Consider the following 17,140-nt stretch of genomic DNA (forward strand, 5'->3'; position numbering starts at 1 on the left):
TCAGGCCGGGGCGGCGGGGTCCGTGGCGCCGTCCTCCTGCGCCATCGCCAGCGCCGACGCCTCCGGCGCCCACTGCACATCGCCGTGCTCGGCGTTCGCCCCCCGAGCGAGCACGAACAGCAGCGTTGACAACCGGTTCAGGTAGCGCGCGCACAGCGGGCTGACCGTCGTCGGGTGCGTCTCGACGGCGAGCCAGACGGCGCGTTCGGCGCGCCGCACCACGGCCCGCGCCTGGTACAGCAGCGAGGCGGCGACGGTGCCGCCGAGAAGCACGAGGCCGCTGAGGTCGGCGGCATCCGGTTCGTAGTGGTCGACGGCCCGTTCAAGGCGGGTCAGGTGGGATTCGCGGATGCGCGCGGCCGCGGGCCCGGCAGCATCCAGCGGCACGGCGAGGTCGGCGACCAGGTCGAACAGGTCGTTCTGCACGCTCGCCAGGGTGGACGTGATCCCGATCGGGAGGTTGCCGACGGCCATCACCACGCTGACCAGCGCGTTGGCCTCGTCGCATTCCTCATAGGCGACGACGCGCACATCGGTCTTGGCCACGTCGCCGTGCCGACCGAAGGTGGTGCGCCCGGAATCGCCCCTGCCGGTATACAGCGAGGGCCCAGCGAGCCCGGATTCATCGAGATCAGCCATAGCGATAACTATAGTAATGCCACCTGCATCCGCGTAGCGTTGACTCAAGTCGCGGGCACCGCCCCCGCGACATCGACCAGATCGTACGCAATCGAAGCTGATCGGAGTTGGTTCGGTCGGCGAGGAGCACCATGGCCAGAGGCTTGTCCGACGATGGCATCGAGTCCGCGCTCGGGGACGCGGTGGACGAACCCGCCCGCGCCGGCTGGGCCACGGTGGACAAGACAGTTTTCGGGGTCTCCGCGGGTATCATCCTGGTGGTCTGCCTGCTCGGGGTGTTTTTCACCGATGCCGTCGGCGCCGGCGCGTCCGCCGCCCTGGGCTGGGTCACCGGCAACCTGGGCTGGCTGTTCATCCTGGGGGCCTCCGGCTTCGTGATCTTCGCGCTGGTGCTGGCATTCGGCCGGTACGGCAGCATCCCCCTCTCCCGCGAAGGGCAGAAGACCGAATTCTCGACCCTGTCCTGGGTGTCGATGATGTTCAGCGCCGGCATGGGGATCGGGCTGATGTTCTACGGTGTCTTCGAACCGGTCACCCACCTGGCGTCGCCGCCGCCGATCGTCGACGCTGAGCCGAACAGCCCGGAAGCCGCCAACGCGGCCATGGCCTACACCTTCTTCCACTGGGGCCTGCATCCGTGGGCGATCTACGCCGTGGTCGGCCTGGCGCTGGCCTACTCGACCTACCGGATGGGGCGCGGCAACCTGATGAGTTCCCCATTCCAGGCCATCTTCGGCGGGGACCGCATCGTCAAGAAGGGTTGGGGCAAGCCGATCGACATCCTGGCGATCATCTGCACCAAGTTCGGCTCGGCGACGTCGCTGGGGCTGGGCGCGCTACAGATCGCGGCCGGTTTCTCGCTGCTCACCACCGGCGAGTTCGCCGACGACCCCGGCACCGCCCTGCCGATCAGCGTCATCTGCGTGCTCACGGTCGGCGTGGTGTTCTCCGCCGCGAGCGGACTCGCGAAGGGGATCAAGTGGCTCAGCAACACGAACATGGTGCTGTCCGCCGTGCTCGTGGTGTTCGTCTTCGTGGTCGGCCCGACGGTGTTCATCCTGAACCTGCTGCCGTCGGCCGTCGGCGCGTACCTGACCGATCTCGTTCCGATGAGTTTCCACTCCGCCGTTTTCGGCGGCGGTGACTGGCTGGCCAGCTGGACGATCTTCTACTGGGCGTGGTGGATCTCCTGGACCCCGTTCGTCGGCGCCTTCATCGCCCGGATCTCCCGCGGCCGCACCATCCGCGAATTCGTTCTCGGTGTGCTGCTGGTGCCGACTGCCGTCAGCATCCTCTGGTTCGTCGTCTTCGGCGGGGCCGGGCTGCACCTGCAGTTGGGCGGCATAGACATCGCCGGCACCGGCAGTGAGGCGGCCGGGTTCTTCGCCGCCCTGCAGCAGTACCCGTTCTTCATCGGATCAGCCCTCGTGGTGATGGTGCTCACGGCAGTGTTCTTCGTCAGCGGCGCGGATGCCGGCGCTCTCGTACTCGGGACGCTCTCAAGTCGCGGCCGCAAGGAACCGTGGAAACCGCTGGTGATCTTCTGGGCGGTGCTCACCGCCGCCGTCGCCGCGGTGCTCCTGTTCGTGGGCGGCCTGGGTGCGCTGCAAACCTTCACGATCCTGGCGGCGACCCCGTTCGTGCTGATCATCATCGGCCTGTGCGTGTCGTTGTACGTCGACCTGCGCCGGGACCCGTTGCGAAAGCGCACGGTCGGACCGGTGCGCACGTCCTCCGAGGTTCTCGGCACGGTGCCGTTCACCAGGCCGGCCGCCGACGGTGACGACGACGGGGCGCCGGCGGATGCCGCGTCCCCATCCGCCGACGACAAGCGGCGCTAGCCGAGGCCGGCCTGCCGTTTAGCGCGGGCGGCGCTGGAGACCTGCGCCGTCACGACGAGCACCAGGGCAAGGATGAACACGGCCGAGGCGATCACGTTCGCTTCAGCCGGGATGCCGCGCGACGCCGAGATGTAGATGTACTTGGGGAACGTGGTGACCGCGCCGGAGTTGAAATTGGTGATGATGAAATCGTCGAAGCTCAATGCGAACGACAGCAGCGCTGCGGCGAGGATGCCCGGCAACAGCAGTGGGAAGGTGATCCGGGCGAACACCTGGCCGGGAGAGCCGTACAGGTCCCGGCCGGCCTCCTCGAGCGCCGGATCGAGGCCCGCGACGCGCGCCTTCACGGTGACCACCACGAAGCTGATGCAGAACATGGTGTGCGCCAGGATGATCGTCAGCATGTCCTTGGGCACCCCGAGGGAGAGGAACTGGGCGGCCAGCCCGGCGCCGAGCACCACCTCGGGGGTGGCCATCGGCAGGAACAGGAGCAGGCTGGTCGCCGAACGGAACTTGAACCGGTAGCGCACCAGGGCGATGGCGATCATGGTGCCAAGGGTCGTGGCGATCACCGTGGCGACCAGCCCGATCACGAGGCTGTTGCCGAACGCCTGGCAGACGGCGCCGTTCTGCACCGCGCACACGTGGAGCCATTTGTCGAGGGTGAAGCCGCGCCAGGTGATGTTCGACTTCAGCGAATCGTTGAATGAGAAGATGAAGGTGTACACGATGGGCACCATCAGGAAGATCAGCGCGAGTGCCGCGTACAGCGGCAGGAGCCACTTGCCGAACGAGATCCGGGTCACAGCAGTTCCTCCGTTCCGGCCCGCTTGACGTAGACGCCGACGATCACGAGTATCACCGTCATCAGGATCAGGGACAGCGCCGCCGCCGCCGGATAGTTCAGCAGCACGAGGAAGTTCGCCTCGATCACGTTGCCGATCATCTGGGTGTCCGCTCCGCCCAGGAAGTCCCGGCTGGCGTTGATGTAGTCGCCTGCCGCGGGGATGAACGTGAGCAGGGTGCCCGCCACGATGCCGGGCATCGACAGCGGGAGGGTGACGGTACGGAAGGTATGGAACCCGCTGGCGTAGAGGTCGTTGCCGGCCTCGAGGTAGCGCAAATCCAACCGCTCCAAGGTCGTGTACAGGGGCAGGGTCATGAACGGGATGAAGTTGTAGGTGAGGCCGAAAATCACCGAGAACGCGGTGCCGGTCAGGTGCGCGTCCGGGGCAAGCAGCGACACCGCTTTGAGCGAGGTCACCAGGAACGACTCGTCGGACAGGATCTGCTTCCAGGCCAGGGTGCGCAGCAGGAAGCTGATGAAGAACGGCGCGATCACGAGCACCAGCATCAGGCTCTGCAGCAGCGGCCAGCGCCGGGCGGTGACCCCGATGAAGTACGCCAACGGATAGCTGAACGCCAGCGCGAGCACCGTGGCGATGAGCGCGTAGCCGAAGGAACGCAGGATGTGCGGCCAGTACTGCTCGATCACCGCGGCGTAGTTTTCCCACCGGAACGCGTAGCTGTACATGCCGATGTCCCCGAATTCGCTCGGCGCCTGCAGCGAGGTGAGGATGAGCGACACCAGCGGGGCGAGGAAGAACAGCACCAGGTAGAGGATGCCGGGCAGCAACAGGAGCAGCGCCACCTTGCTCCGACGGCGCGCCGGCGCGTCGGTCGTCGGAGCCGTCGTGCTGGCGAATGCCGCGAACGCCATGCCTAGGCTTCCTCCAGCTCCGTGACGAGCGTGGCCCGACGCTGGGCCGCGATGCTCTTCGTGCTGGTGTCAGCGACGAACTTCGTTTCCCAGTCGGCCGGGTCGTCGTCGAGACCGAAGCCGTGTTCCACGTTCCAGGTCAGCCAGACCTCGTCGCCCTCACCCTCGACCGGCCCGAACGAGCGGTTCTGTTCGAACACCACCAGGGTGCCGATGCCGGGAACCGCGACGAGGTACTGGGTGCTCACCCCCGTGAACGAGACATCTCGCACCCGGCCGGGGCCCATCACGTTGTGGGAGGAGTCCGCTACCGGATTTTCCCGGTGCAGAGTCAGTTTCTCCGGCCGAACCCCGATGGTCACGTCGCCGGCGTGCCGGTGTGAGCGCGCCTTGGGCACCACGATGCCACGGCCGGCGACGTCGACGGTGATCGAGGTGCTCGTCTCCCCCAGCACCGGGCCGGTGAAGAGGTTGGACTGGCCGAGGAAGTTCGCCACGAATGCGGTCTTGGGCAGATCGTAGAGTTGCTCCGGCGCGCCGAGCTGCTCGATGCGCCCCTTGTTCATGACCGCGATGGTGTCGGCCATGGTCATGGCCTCTTCCTGGTCGTGGGTGACGTGCAAGAAGGTGAGGCCGACGTCTTCCTGGATGCTCTTGAGTTCCAGTTGCATCTGGCGTCGCAGTTTGAGGTCGAGCGCGCCGAGCGGCTCGTCGAGCAGCAGTAGCGCGGGCCGGTTGACGATGGCGCGGGCCAGGGCCACCCGCTGCTGCTGGCCGCCGGAGAGTTGCCCGGGTCTGCGGGCGGCCAGATGGTCGAGTTCGACCAGCCGGAGCGCTTCGTGCGCGAGGCTCCGCGCATCAGTGATCTTGCGCCGGCGCAGCCCGAAGGCCACGTTTTCGAGCACCGTCATGTGCGGGAACAGCGCGTAGCTCTGGAAGACCGTGTTGACCGGCCGTTGGTAGGCCTTCTGGGTGGTGACGTCCTTGCCGCCGATCAGGATGCGCCCGTCGGTGGGTTCCTCCAGCCCGGCGACCAGGCGGAGGGTGGTGGTCTTGCCGCACCCCGACGGGCCGAGCAGGGCGAAGAACGACCCGGCGGGGATGACCAGGTCGAGGTGTTCGATGGCGGTGAAACCGGGGAATCGTTTCTGGATGCCGACGAGTTCGAGATCGGCTCCCCGGTCGGCGAACGCACCCGTGACCATCGGGTCAGGCTCCCAGCAGGATGCTTTGGAATTGCGCCCCGTAGGTCTGCTCCTCGGCGCCGCTGAGGGTGCGGAACACCTTGGCCTTGGCGAGGGTGGCGTCATCCGGGAAGATCAGCGGGTTCTCGGCCAGTTCGGGGTCGATCTCCATTGCCGCCTCCTTGGCGCCGGCGACCGGGGTGATGTAGTTCACGTACGCGGCGACCTCGGCTGCCACGGCCGGGTCGTAATAGTAGTTGATCAGCTCTTCGACGTTGGCCTTGTGGGCGGAGCCGATCGGCACCACGAAGTTGTCGTTCCAGATGGTGCCGCCCTTCTCGGGCACCGCGAATCCCCACTTGTCGCCGTTCTCAGCGTTGAGCTGCACGATGTCGCCCGACCAGACGATGGCGGCGAGCGTGTCGCCGTTGACCAGGTCTTCCTTGTACGAGTTGCCCTTGATATTGCGCACTTGGCCGTCGCTGACCTGCTTCTTGAGTTCGTCGATCGCGACGGTGAACTCGTCATCGCCCCAGTCACCGGCAATGTCGACGCCTTGGTCGAGCATGATCAGGCCCATGGTGTCGCGCATCTCGGAGAGCACACCGACCCGACCTTTCAGGTCCGCGTTGCTCCACAGCTCCGCCACGCTCGTGATGCCGTTCGGGAACTGCTCCTTGTCCCAGCAGATCCCGGTCAGACCGCCCTGCCACGGCACTGACAGTGCCCGGCCGGGGTCGAAATCGACGTCTTTCAGGGTGGGCAACAGGTTGCCCAGGTTGGGGATGTTGCTGTGGTCCAGTTCCTGTAGATAGCCGATTCGGGCGAGCCGGCCCACCATCCAGTCGGTCAGGCAGACGGCGTCTGCGCCGATGTCCTTGCCCAGCGCCAGCTGGTCCTTGACCTTGCCGTAGTAGGTGCTGTTGTCGTCCACGGCTTCCGTGTACGCGACCTTGATGCCGGTCGCCTCGGTGAACGCGTCGAGGGTCGGATAGTCCCCGGAGTCGTCGACGTCGATGTAGAGCGCCCAGTTATCCCAGCGCAGTGTCTTGTCACTGTCGGACTTGTCGGGCGCGGCGGTCGGTTGGGCGGCGCCGCCGGTCGAACATGCGGCGAGCGCCAGCGCCGCTGCCGAGGCTCCCGCGCCGGTCAACAGGGCCCGGCGGCCGAGCTGCGCCTGCCGGGCTTGGCGGATGAGCTGCTGGATCATCGGGTCTGCGGGCATCGGCCTGGGCGCCATGGGCGGTCTCCTTGCATTCTGCGTGTCGAGTGGACCGATACTGACACAGACGGAGCCTGACGCGCCATGAAATGATCAAAACGTTAACATTCTCGCAATTTTCAACCGATATCGTCGTTTGTGACGGGCGAGCACCTTCGGAAAACGTGGCACCAGCCCCAGTAGGCTGTGCATCCTCAGGCAGTCCCCTTCAGGCTCAGGAGCATCATGCGAGTTGCTATTCCATCCGAGATCAAGGACAACGAGTTCCGGGTGGCGATCACCCCGGCCGGCGTGCACGACCTGGTCCTGCATGGCCACGAGGTGCTGATCCAGAGCGATGCGGGTGCCGGGTCCACGATCAGCGACGAGCAGTATCGATCCGCCGGGGCGACGATTCTGCCCGATGCCGAGTCGACCTGGGCCGCCGCGGAATTGCTGCTCAAGGTGAAGGAGCCGGTGCCGAGCGAGTACCGGTATTTCCGGGACGACCTGGTGCTGTTCACCTACCTGCACCTGGCCGCCGAGCCCGGGCTCACCCAGGCCCTGCTGGCGGCGGGCGTCACCGCGATCGCCTACGAAACCGTGCAACTGCCCAGCCGGGCGCTGCCGCTGCTGGCGCCGATGAGTGAAGTAGCCGGGCGACTGGCTCCGATCGTGGGCGCCAACGCCATGCTGAAACCCAACGGGGGCCCAGGTCTCCTCGTTCCCGGCGTGCCCGGCACCCACCCCGCCCGGGTCACCGTGCTCGGTGGCGGCGTGGCCGGGACCGCCGCCATGCAAGTCGCCGTCGGCCTCGGCGCAGAGGTCACGGTGCTCGACACCAACCTATTCCGGCTGCGGGAGCTGGATGCCCAGTACTACGGCCGGGTGAAGACCATCGCGTCCAACGCCTTCGAGATCGACACCGCCCTGGTGCAGTCGGACCTGGTGATCGGCTCGGTGCTGATCCCTGGAGCGAAGGCGCCCAAGTTGGTCAGCAACGAGCTCGTCTCCCGCATGAAGCCGGGCAGCGTGCTCGTGGACATCGCCGTCGACCAGGGCGGCTGCTTCGCCGACACGCATCCCACCACTCACACCGAGCCCACCTTCCGGGTGCACGGGTCGCTGTTCTACTGCGTCGCCAACATGCCCGGCGCCGTTCCGAGCACATCGACGTACGCGCTCACCAACGCCACCCTGCCCTACGTGCGGGCCATCGCCAGGCTCGGCTGGGCCGATGCCCTCCGCGCCGACCCGGCGCTCGCGCTCGGTCTCAACGCCCACCGTGGCACCCTTACCAATGCGCCGGTCGCCACCGCCCACGCGCTCCCGTCGCGGACCCTGGCCGAGGTCCTGGGCTGAGCCGAGTCCCGGTCAGGGCACGCTCACCCGGCGCACGACGCCGTCGAGGCCGAGAAGCCAGCCCCTGGCCCTGGCCGAGGCCAGGGGCGGCGGCAGGTCTCGCCGGCGGGTGATGGTGCGGAAGTCGGCGATGCTGCAGCCGTCGAAGAGCACTGGCGCGCGCTGCCGCAACCCCGCCAACAGCGGCCAGTGCGCCTGCCACGTGTCGACATCGGCGATCAGCACGGTTCCGGAGCCCACCTCGGCGAGTTCGAGACGTTCGCCCGGTCGGTTTCCGGCGAGCGCGCCGAGGTCGAGAATGTCGGGGAAGTGCGGCGGGCGCGCCGCCCGCAGCGTCGTGCTGGTGCGGGTCGCCGACCCGGCGACGACGATCAGGATGGGCGTCGCCGCGGCAGCCAACACCGACGGGACCGCTTCGACCAGCCGCTGGGCCGCCTCGTGGTCCCGGTGGCCCGCGTGGCCGGGACCCTCCGGCAGCACGAGCTGGATCCGCCGGCCGCGCCAGGTGCCGCCGCCCGGCGGCAGCGTGCCGTCGTAACCGGCCGCCGGTTCTCCCGCGGCCTGGTGCTCGTACACACTGGGCAGGCACAACACCAGCCGGCTCGGGCAGAGCGCCGGCAACGCCTGCAGCGCCCCGGTGACGCGCTGGGCGGTCACCACCGCGCGGAGCCCGGCGGCCGCACCGTCGCGCAGCAGCCCCGTGAGCAGGTCAAGGGCCGCCGCCCGGTGTTCCTCACCCCAGCGGGCCAGGACCGAATCGACGTCATCGAGAAGCAGCAAGCGGTCCGCCGCCCCTCCGTCCGGGACGTCGAGGTCGTTCCTGGCCCGCACGAGGGCGTCCCAGGTGCCCTCGACGTCGGCGGGAACCAGTTCGGTACGCTGCGGCGCCTGCGCGGCGAGCGCCGCCAGGACGGTCGACTTACCGGCACCCTGGCCGCCCACCACGAGGAGGTTGCCGTCGACCGTCGGGTCGTAGCCGGCTGCGCGGTAGCGTTGCCGGTCGGGCTCGTCGAGCACCCCGAGCAGCAGGTCCGGTGGACGACCGCCCGGCACGAGCAGAGCCAGCCCCGCGGTGGTCACCCGGTCCGGCAGGGGATCGAGCCAGGGCCGGCGCGGAGCAGGGCCGACGGGGCTGTCCCGCAACACGGCACGGACGTCGGCGTCAGTGGTGGTGGCCACCTGGCAGGACTGCACGGCAGCGGTGCCTCGGCCGATGACGCACCGGCCGGGCAGCGCGACGTCGACCTGGGCCGCGGCATCCGAGCCGAGCACCGCCTGGCTGTCGGCCCGGTTGTTCACCCGCAGGGAGAACCGGAGGCTGCAATTGGCCAGCAGCGAGTCCCGCACCACCCCGGCCGGCCGTTGCGTGCAGAGCACCAGGTGCACGCCCAGCGACCGGCCCCGGGCCGCGATGTCCACGAAGACGGCGTGCAGAGCCGGAAACGCGCCCAGCATGGTCGCGAACTCGTCGACGAGGATCACCAGGCGAGCCAGCCGGCCCGCTCCGCGCGGGTCGGTGACGTCGCGGGCCCCCGCTTCCCTGAGCACCCGCTCGCGGTGTTGGAGCTCGGCGGTCAGGCTGGCCAGGGCGCGCATCGCCTCCCGCTCGTCGAGGTCGGTGATCAGCCCGACGCAGTGCGGCAACTCCCGCACGGTGTCGAAGGCGGCGCCGCCCTTGAAGTCCACCAGCAGGAACGTGACGTGGCTCGGCGGGTACCTGGCCGCCATCGCGGTCACCCAGGTGACCAGCAGTTCGCTCTTGCCGCTGCCCGTCGTGCCACCGATGAGGGCGTGCGGCCCGTCGGCAGCGAGGTCGACACTGAACGGGCCGTCCGCTCCCCGGCCGATCACGCAGTCGAGGCTCCCCGGCCCCGGGCCGTCCACCGATCGGCCCGCCGTCTGGGCGCTCGACGACTCGTTTCTCAACGACTCGAACGAGACGGTGTCGGGCAGGGCAGCCCCGGCTGCGCCCAGCCCGGCAGCGGCGGCCTCCAGCGTGAGCTGAGCTGCGAATCCATCCGTCTGCCGTTCGGCGAGCAGGAGCGGGGTGAACTCCAGACCGGCCGGATGCCCCGGCGCTCGGATGATCTCGCCCTGGGCGGCCCCGTGCACGGAGACGATGGTGGCCAGTCCCGGCGGTAGCCGCGCCCCGGCATCGGCCAGGGCGAGCCGGATGCCACCGACCGCGACCGCCGGCCGGAGGTCACCGCCTTCCGTCACGGTGAGCCGGCGGCCGGGAGTTCCCCGTCCGACGTGCGGCAGCGCGCGCGCCCAGTCCCAGCCATCGCCGGCGGGCGTACGGACGCCGAGCGCTCCAGGGCTCAGCTGCCCGGTGAGCTGGACGATAAGGCTGCGGGCCAGGGCCCGCACCAGAACCGGCGGGCCGATCAGCCCGATCCCTCCGGCGGGGTCGACGGTGATCGGGGCGCGACTCAGAACGGATGCACGAGCCTGCAGTTCCGTCTGCTCCGGCCGACCCTGCCCGCCGTCGAGCCTCAGGCCACTCGGGGTCTCCCCCGCGCCGAGCACCACGGACACGGGCTCGGTGTCCGCCCACCGGTCGGGGTCGTTCGGGCTGCCGAGGATGCGGTGCGGGGACGCAACCGCGCGCCAGGCGTCCCGGCGCAGCTGCTGCAGTCGTTCGTCGACCGCGTCGCCGGCCTCGGCCATCGCTGCCGCATACCCGGCCGCGTCGCGGCGGCGCTGCCGGTAGGAGGACCGGCGCCCGTCGAGAAGCCCGGCGACGGCGATCACGGGGCTGAGCGCCGCGAACACGAGCACGAACACTGAGCCGGTGACCCACCAGATCAGGCCGGCGGCGACCAGGGGCGCCATACAGGCCAGCACGGGAAACCCGGGCCGGGTCGGCGCGGCAGGCAGGGCCGGCATCCGGGTGGCGGGAGACACCGGGCGAGGCGGCGGATCGGCAACGGCGGTCATACGTCCAGTGGACCCCTCCCCCGCGCTGTGCTCGTGGACGGGACCCGCCCGGTGCGAAACACGGTGCCCCGCAGGGTGTGGAGGAGCGCCGTACCGGGGTGTTACCTGAGCACGAAGTGCTGGTCGCCGATCTCGACTATCGAACCCCGGGCGACCGGGTAGCGCTGACCCGGTTCGCAGCGCACAGCACTCGCCGGCGCCTGGAGTACGACTGTGCCGTTGCCGGAGAACCGGTCGTTCACCCAGAACTCGCCGTCGTGCTGACCGAATTCGAGGTGGCTCTTCGACACCGACCGGCCCGGGTCGGTGATCTGGATCAGGTGGTCGAACGTTTCGGTGGGCTGCGGCAGCGGACGCCGGCCGATCAGGCCGGTGCCGCGCACGGAGACGGTCTCACCGGTGCTGAACTGCAGGGTGTACCGGGTGCGCAGGGCCTCGGCCGGTGCGGCGGCGGGCTCGTTGGGCCCGGCCGGCCAGAACGGCACGGAGATCACGGTGGAGCGCGGCGGGAGCGGCTGGATGATGGTGGTGTCGCTGGGGCGGGGATCGGCGCGTTTACGGGAGGCCGGCGTGGCGGTGGTCGAGCTGCCGCAGCCCCCACAGAACATGGCACCCCGAGGCAGGTGTTCGCCGCAGATCTGGCAGTTCACACGTTCATTCCTTTCCTGCTTCCGCCAGGTCCCCTCAGCCTGCCCATCGTGCGACCGCCCGCCCGGTCCTCTTCTCAGCGTAGCGACCGCCCGCCGTTGCCGCGCCGGCTCAGCCCAACGGGCCGGTATCCGCCAGGTTGGCAGGGTCGGCCGGGTCGGCCGGGTCGGAAGGGTTGGAAGGGCCGGCCGGGTCGGTCCGGTCGGCGGCGCTGACGGGCGGCTCTGACTGGTCCGCCTGCCCCGTCAGGCTCTCGACGCTCAGCACGTCGAGAACGATCGCCGTCACATTGTCGCGGCCGCCGTTCTCCAGTGCGGCGGTCACCAGTGCCGCCACCGCATCCTCTGCCCGCGGGTTCGTCATCAGGAAATGCCGGATGCCGTACGCGGTCAGTTCCTTGGTGAGCCCGTCCGAGCACACCAGGATGCGCTGGCCCGGCGAGACCGGCAGGATCCGGTAGTCGGGCACCGGGGGCTCGTGGAAGCCGACGGCGCGGGTGATGACGTTACCGTGCGGGTGGACGTCGGCCTCTTCGCGGGTGATCCGGCCCGCATCGACGAGTTCCTGCACCACCGAGTGGTCGATCGTGACCTGTTCGAGCACACCGCCGGTGAGCTGGTAGACCCTGGAGTCGCCGATGTTGTACGAAATAAGCTGCGGCGCATCCGACACGATGGCCAGGGCGACGCCGGTGACGGTGGTGCCGGTGCCCTGGTCGGTGACACCTTCGCCGGCCTTCATATCGGCGACGGCGAGGCCAAGGGCGGTGTTGATGGCCTCAGCGGTGACCGTCTCACCGGGGGCCGCGGCGTCGGCGGCTTCGGCCAGTCGGGTGACGACGGCATTGCTGGCGACATCGCCCGCGGAGTGGCCGCCCATGCCGTCGGCCACCGCGAAGATCGGCGACCGGGCGACCAGGCTGTCCTCATTGACTTCCCGGCGATGGCCGACATCGGTCAGTGCGGCCCACGCCAGGGTTACGGACTTGTTCACGGCGGGGAGCGCGATCGTGTGGCTGGATGAGCCTTGACCTATCTGGGTCACGGGTGGTGCCTTCCGGACGAACGTGCGGCAACGCAGCGAACGACACTGCGCCCACTGGAAGATATCTCGATCAGGTTACCGCCCCTGCCGTCCGCCGTCTTACCGGCCGCCCAGCCGAGAGAACCGCGCGCTTGAGGGGAATCAGTTGTACGAGTATCGTCTCACAACTGATTCACTTGCCGACGGGCGCTTCGACTGTCACAATCGGGTCATGAGCAGCAGCGGACGCGGCAGTGCGGGTAAACCAGCGCAACTGGATGCGGTGTCGAAGAAGATCATCGAACAACTCCAGGTGGACGGCCGGCGCTCGTACGCCGAGATCGGCAAGGCCGTCGGCCTCTCCGAAGCCGCCGTGCGGCAGCGGGTGCAGAAGCTCACCGAGGCCGGGGTCATGCAGGTCGTCGCGGTGACCGACCCGATGCAGCTGGGTTTCTACCGGCAGGCGATGATCGGTATCCGGGCCTCCGGCGACACCCGGCTGCTGGCCGACGCCCTCGCTGCGATCCCCGCCGTCGACTACGTGGTGCTCACCGCGGGCTCCTTCGACATCCTTGCCGAGGTGGTCTGTGAGAACGATGACGAGCTGATCGAGCTGCTCAACGCGCAAATCCGCAATCTGGACGGAGTCTCCTCAACCGAGACCTTCGTCTATCTCAAGCTTCACAAACAGTTGTACAACTGGGGAACACGGTGACCGAGATGACCACGACCGACCAGGCCACCGGCGCGCGCGTCTACACCGACGCCGAGAACGCCGATCTGCAGAAGAAGGCGAAGGACCATCTGTGGATGCACTTCGCCCGGCAGTCCGTGATGGAATCCGGCCAGGGCGTGCCCATCATCACCAAGGGCCTCGGTCACCATATCTGGGACTCCACCGGGAAGCAGTACATCGACGGCCTGAGCGGACTATTCGTGGTGAACGCCGGGCACGGGCGCACCCGTCTTGCCCAGGCGGCCGCGAAGCAGGCGGAGGAGCTCGCGTTCTTCCCGCTCTGGTCCTACGCCCACCCGAGCGCCATCGAGCTGGCCGACCGGCTGGCCGACCAGGCGCCGGGCGACCTCAACCGGGTCTTCTTCTCCACCGGCGGTGGCGAGGCCGTCGAGACCGCATTCAAACTCGCGAAGTATTACTGGAAGCTGCAGGGCCGACCCACCAAGCACAAGGTGATCTCCCGCTCCGTCGCGTACCACGGCACCACCCAGGGCGCCCTGGCCATCACGGGCATCCCGGCTCTCAAGGCGATGTTCGAGCCGGTGACCCCGGGCGGGTTCCGGGTGCCGAACACCAACTTCTACCGCGCAGACGAGATGGGCTCCGGCCACGGCGACGACGTGGAAGCGTTCGGCCTGTGGGCGGCCAACCGCATCGAGGAGATGATCCAGTTCGAGGGTCCGGAGACCGTGGCCGCTGTGTTCCTGGAGCCTGTGCAGAACTCCGGCGGCTGCTTCCCGCCGCCGCCGGGCTACTTCAAGCGGGTTCGGGAGATCTGCGACCAGTACGACGTCCTCCTGGTGGCAGATGAGGTCATCACCGCGTTCGGCCGAATCGGCAACATGTTCGCGTCGACGACCTTCGGAATCGAACCCGACATGATCACCTGCGCGAAGGGGATGACGAGCGGATACTCGCCGATCGGTGCCACGATTATCAGCGACCGCATCTACGAACCGTTCAAGCACGGTGACACCGCGTTCTATCACGGCTACACCTTCGGCGGCCATCCGGTGTCGGCCGCGGTGGCACTGGCCAATCTCGACATCTTCGAGGAGGAGAACCTCAACGAGAACGTGCGGGAGAACTCGCCGGTCTTCCGCGCCGAGCTCGAGAAGCTACTCGCGTTGCCGATCGTGGGCGACGTGCGCGGCGAGGGGTATTTCTTCGGCATCGAGTTGGTCAAGGACAAGAGCACCAAGGAGACCTTCACCGATGACGAGTCGGAGCGGCTCCTGCGCGGCTACCTGTCCGGGGCCCTTTTCGACGCGGGACTGTACTGCCGGGCGGACGACCGCGGCGACCCGGTTGTGCAGCTTGCGCCGCCCCTGACCATCGGCCCAGCCGAGATCCGCGAGATCGGCGACATCCTGTATGGCGTCCTGTCGGAGGCGCCGAAGCACCTCTAGGCGCGGGCTGGTGCCCGGCCTAGATTCCTCACTATGACAATCTCACTCCAGTACTGCAACGCCACTGTCGCCGACGTCGATGAAGCGCTGGCCTTCTATCGGGATGCGCTCGGCCTCGAGGTGATGAACGATGTTTCCTCCGGTAAGTACCGCTGGGTCACGCTCGGTAGCAACGCACAGCCCGGGCTGGGGATCGTTCTCTCCGAGCCGCATGCCGGCCGCTCGCCGGTCGACGGCGACGCGTTGCAGGAGTTGCTCTCCAAGGGCGTCCTGCCCATGCTCGTTTTCAGCTCCGACGACGTCGACGCGACCTTCGAGAATGTACGCGCGTCCGGCGCCGAGGTGCTCCAGGAACCGATGGATCAACCCTGGGGCCCGAGGGACTGTGCCTTCCGCGACCCGTCGGGCAACACGGTCCGCATCGCGCAGGCGCCGGCGGCCTCGTAACGGTCAGGGCACGACTGTGGCGTCGCCGGGTACGGCGAACGCCCAGTCCGGCAGGTGCCCGGTGCCGATCATCTGCAGCAGCAACAGCGCCATGCCGTAGTCGGCGTCGATGTCGAGCGCCGTGTCGATGTAGATACCCGCGACAGAACCCTGGCCGAGCGCCCAGCTCAGCCAGGCCAGCATGCAGAGCGGCGCCGGCCTCGCCGAGCGCGGCGCCATGGCGACGAGCAGCTTGAGCAGCCCGATACCGCGGACGATGCGCTCCGGGTCCGGCCGGTCGCGGCTGTCGCCGAGCATCAGGTCACCGGTGGTCGGCGTCGATTGTTCGAACGCCCGGCCGGCGGCCATGTCCGCCGCGACGAGGTCGTCCATGCTCAGGCCGGTCTCACGCTGCCGCTGGGCGTAGTGCCGGTTCAGCGCGTGGCTGCGCCGGCCCTCCTCCTCCCCGAAGGCGAACTGCAGCATCATCTGGTCACGCGTTGCCGGTCCCTGCATGAGGAACAGGAGCGCGGCGACCTCATCGATGCTGAGGTCCGCCGGGTCAAGGCTCAAGGCAGTCTCGGCGGTTCCGACCGGGTCCAGCATGTCGCCCACCATCTCGATCAGTTCGGGGATGGGACCCATGTCCGGGCCGAGGCGTTGGTAGCGCGCCAACCGCCTGGCGCAGCGCTCCCGGGTGGCCAGGTCGACCTTGGGCAGGTCGGCCCCGGTGTGCACCCGGGCCAGGTCCCTGCGGGCATTGCCCGGAATCGAATCGTTCACCGGCGACTCGGCGATGTCGCTCAACGGGTGCCGAAGTCTTCGGCCGCGCTGGGCGCCGGGCTCGTCGGCCTCAAGGTAGGACGTCCAGCCGTCGGCGGCGACGCACAGGGCGTCGCGCACCAGGAAGCCGGACTGCTCCGCCCGGTGCCGGATCGCCGCCAGGAAGGCGCCGTGGGGCAGATCGGCAGCGACTCCGGCTCCCTCACCGATGTTCTCCTCCGTGTAGACGACCGGCACGAGGGCATCGACGCCGGGGATCTTGCACAGGGTGCCGAGCAGGGTGCCGGCGATGCGGCGCAACTGGTGGGCGTCGGCTTCGCCGGGGGGAAGGTTGAACCGCAGGGCACCGCAGGTGCGGTTACCGCGAAACGCGACGAGCACCAGGCTGGTCTCGGGCAGGAAGCCCACCAATTGGGGCACGAGGGCGAGGAAATCCTGTGGGGTCGGGGTCTTCACGAGTGTCTTCTTCATGCGGCCACCCTGCGCCCGAACCTGCCGCGGGCGCGGAAGCGGACCACGACCTGTGCAGAGTGCGTGCCGTCGACGCCTGTGCAGGGACGGGGCGTTCCGGCCCGGCTGATAATCTCGGAACCAAATGACTCAGATTAATAGAACAAATCCGGCGGCACCAGTGGCCGACCTGACAGCACCTTCCGCACCGCCCGTCACGGCCCATGGCGCCCTGGCCGATCCGGGAGCGCTCGGGTTGGGCGCCTTCGCGCTCACCACCTTCGTCCTCAGTATGTCGAACACCGGCATCGTCCCGTCCAACGCCGCGGTCCTCGGCCTCGCCCTGTTCTACGGCGGTGTCGCCCAGGTCATCGCCGGCATCTGGGAGTTGCACAACCGCAACACGTTCGGCGCGACCGCGTTCACCTCGTTCGGCGCGTTCTGGCTGTCCTTCTGGTACCTGGAAAGCACCGGTGGGAACATCGTGGCCGGCGCCCCCGGCATGGGTACCTTCCTGCTCGCCTGGGCGATCTTCACGGCGTACATGACCGTGGCCGCCAAGAAGACCAACGGGTCGATCTTCATAGTCTTCGTCGTACTGTCGATCACGTTCATCCTGCTGGCGCTCGGCGCCTTCACCGGGATCACCGCGATCCACCAGCTCGGCGGCTGGTTCGGCATCCTCACGGCACTGCTGGCCTGGTACGGCTCCTTCGCCGTGGTCTACAACGCCACCGCGGGACGCGCTGCCCTTCCCGTCTGGCCCGCCAAGTAACCG

15 protein-coding genes are annotated in these 17,140 nt (G+C 68.5%); 6 read left to right on the forward strand and 9 right to left on the reverse strand.

The genetic code is table 11. The features are described 5' to 3' along the window. On the reverse strand, positions 1–639 hold the full coding sequence (locus JWP54_RS02355; protein WP_297366680.1) for a cob(I)yrinic acid a,c-diamide adenosyltransferase: 639 nt from the start codon (positions 637–639) through the stop codon (positions 1–3). A 131-nt stretch (positions 640–770) separates the two neighbouring features. Between JWP54_RS02355 and JWP54_RS02360 the strand changes: the two genes are divergently transcribed. Next, positions 771–2,480: a BCCT family transporter gene (locus JWP54_RS02360; RefSeq protein WP_297366682.1), complete on the forward strand. Its 1,710-nt coding sequence runs from the start codon at positions 771–773 to the stop codon at positions 2,478–2,480. Here JWP54_RS02360 and JWP54_RS02365 read toward each other — a convergent pair. From JWP54_RS02365 to JWP54_RS02380, 4 genes are read right to left on the reverse strand one after another with little or no spacing between them, the layout of a single operon-like run. Beyond that, positions 2,477–3,286 (reverse strand): ABC transporter permease, encoded by an 810-nt coding sequence (locus JWP54_RS02365; RefSeq protein ID WP_297366684.1) that lies wholly within the window; start codon positions 3,284–3,286, stop codon positions 2,477–2,479. The genes JWP54_RS02360 and JWP54_RS02365 overlap by 4 nt on opposite strands. Next, entirely contained in the window at positions 3,283–4,200 is a 918-nt protein-coding gene (locus JWP54_RS02370; RefSeq protein WP_297366687.1) for an ABC transporter permease, read from the reverse strand. Before JWP54_RS02370 ends, JWP54_RS02365 begins: the two co-directional genes overlap by 4 nt. 2 nt (positions 4,201–4,202) lie before the next feature. Then, positions 4,203–5,405, reverse strand: coding sequence for an ABC transporter ATP-binding protein (locus tag JWP54_RS02375; protein ID WP_297366689.1), 1,203 nt, complete (start codon positions 5,403–5,405; stop codon positions 4,203–4,205). Between the two features lie 4 nt (positions 5,406–5,409). Next, on the reverse strand, positions 5,410–6,624 hold the full coding sequence (locus JWP54_RS02380; protein WP_297366691.1) for a PotD/PotF family extracellular solute-binding protein: 1,215 nt from the start codon (positions 6,622–6,624) through the stop codon (positions 5,410–5,412). 207 nt (positions 6,625–6,831) lie between these two features. On the opposite strand from JWP54_RS02380, the gene ald reads away from it, so the two are divergent. After that, the gene (ald, locus tag JWP54_RS02385; protein ID WP_297366693.1) at positions 6,832–7,947 is read left to right on the forward strand and encodes an alanine dehydrogenase; all 1,116 of its coding nucleotides are present in this window, start codon (positions 6,832–6,834) and stop codon (positions 7,945–7,947) included. Between the two features lie 12 nt (positions 7,948–7,959). Here the strand turns inward: ald and JWP54_RS02390 are convergent, their stop codons facing one another. The 3 genes from JWP54_RS02390 to JWP54_RS02400 form a co-directional block, all read right to left on the reverse strand. Then, positions 7,960–10,887, reverse strand: a complete 2,928-nt coding sequence (locus JWP54_RS02390) for an FtsK/SpoIIIE domain-containing protein (protein ID WP_297366695.1) — start codon at positions 10,885–10,887, stop codon at positions 7,960–7,962. Between the two features lie 101 nt (positions 10,888–10,988). Then, complete coding sequence (locus JWP54_RS02395; protein WP_297366697.1) at positions 10,989–11,537, reverse strand: FHA domain-containing protein; 549 nt, start codon at positions 11,535–11,537, stop codon at positions 10,989–10,991. A 109-nt stretch (positions 11,538–11,646) separates the two neighbouring features. Then, positions 11,647–12,579: a protein phosphatase 2C domain-containing protein gene (locus JWP54_RS02400; RefSeq protein ID WP_297366699.1), complete on the reverse strand. Its 933-nt coding sequence runs from the start codon at positions 12,577–12,579 to the stop codon at positions 11,647–11,649. 211 nt (positions 12,580–12,790) lie between these two features. Between JWP54_RS02400 and JWP54_RS02405 the strand changes: the two genes are divergently transcribed. Genes JWP54_RS02405 through JWP54_RS02415 form a run of 3 tightly spaced genes read left to right on the forward strand, consistent with a single transcriptional unit; the run spans position 12,791 to position 15,150 of the window. After that, a complete protein-coding gene (locus JWP54_RS02405; RefSeq protein ID WP_297366701.1) occupies positions 12,791–13,273 on the forward strand; it encodes an Lrp/AsnC family transcriptional regulator in 483 nt (160 codons plus the stop codon). A gap of 5 nt (positions 13,274–13,278) precedes the next feature. Next, positions 13,279–14,703 (forward strand): aspartate aminotransferase family protein, encoded by a 1,425-nt coding sequence (locus JWP54_RS02410; RefSeq protein WP_297366703.1) that lies wholly within the window; start codon positions 13,279–13,281, stop codon positions 14,701–14,703. A 33-nt stretch (positions 14,704–14,736) separates the two neighbouring features. After that, positions 14,737–15,150 carry a VOC family protein gene (locus JWP54_RS02415; protein WP_297366705.1) on the forward strand — a complete coding sequence of 138 codons (414 nt, stop codon included), beginning with the start codon at positions 14,737–14,739 and terminating at the stop codon, positions 15,148–15,150. A 3-nt stretch (positions 15,151–15,153) separates the two neighbouring features. Here JWP54_RS02415 and JWP54_RS02420 read toward each other — a convergent pair whose 3' ends face one another. After that, the gene (locus JWP54_RS02420) at positions 15,154–16,383 is read right to left on the reverse strand and encodes a DUF4192 family protein (RefSeq protein ID WP_297366707.1); all 1,230 of its coding nucleotides are present in this window, start codon (positions 16,381–16,383) and stop codon (positions 15,154–15,156) included. A 160-nt stretch (positions 16,384–16,543) separates the two neighbouring features. Between JWP54_RS02420 and JWP54_RS02425 the strand changes: the two genes are divergently transcribed. Then, the gene (locus JWP54_RS02425; protein WP_297366709.1) at positions 16,544–17,137 is read left to right on the forward strand and encodes an acetate uptake transporter; all 594 of its coding nucleotides are present in this window, start codon (positions 16,544–16,546) and stop codon (positions 17,135–17,137) included. The last annotated feature ends 3 nt before the right edge of the window (positions 17,138–17,140 follow it).

It is taken from the genome of Cryobacterium sp., assembly GCF_025463825.1.
Classification (GTDB): domain Bacteria; phylum Actinomycetota; class Actinomycetes; order Actinomycetales; family Microbacteriaceae; genus Cryobacterium.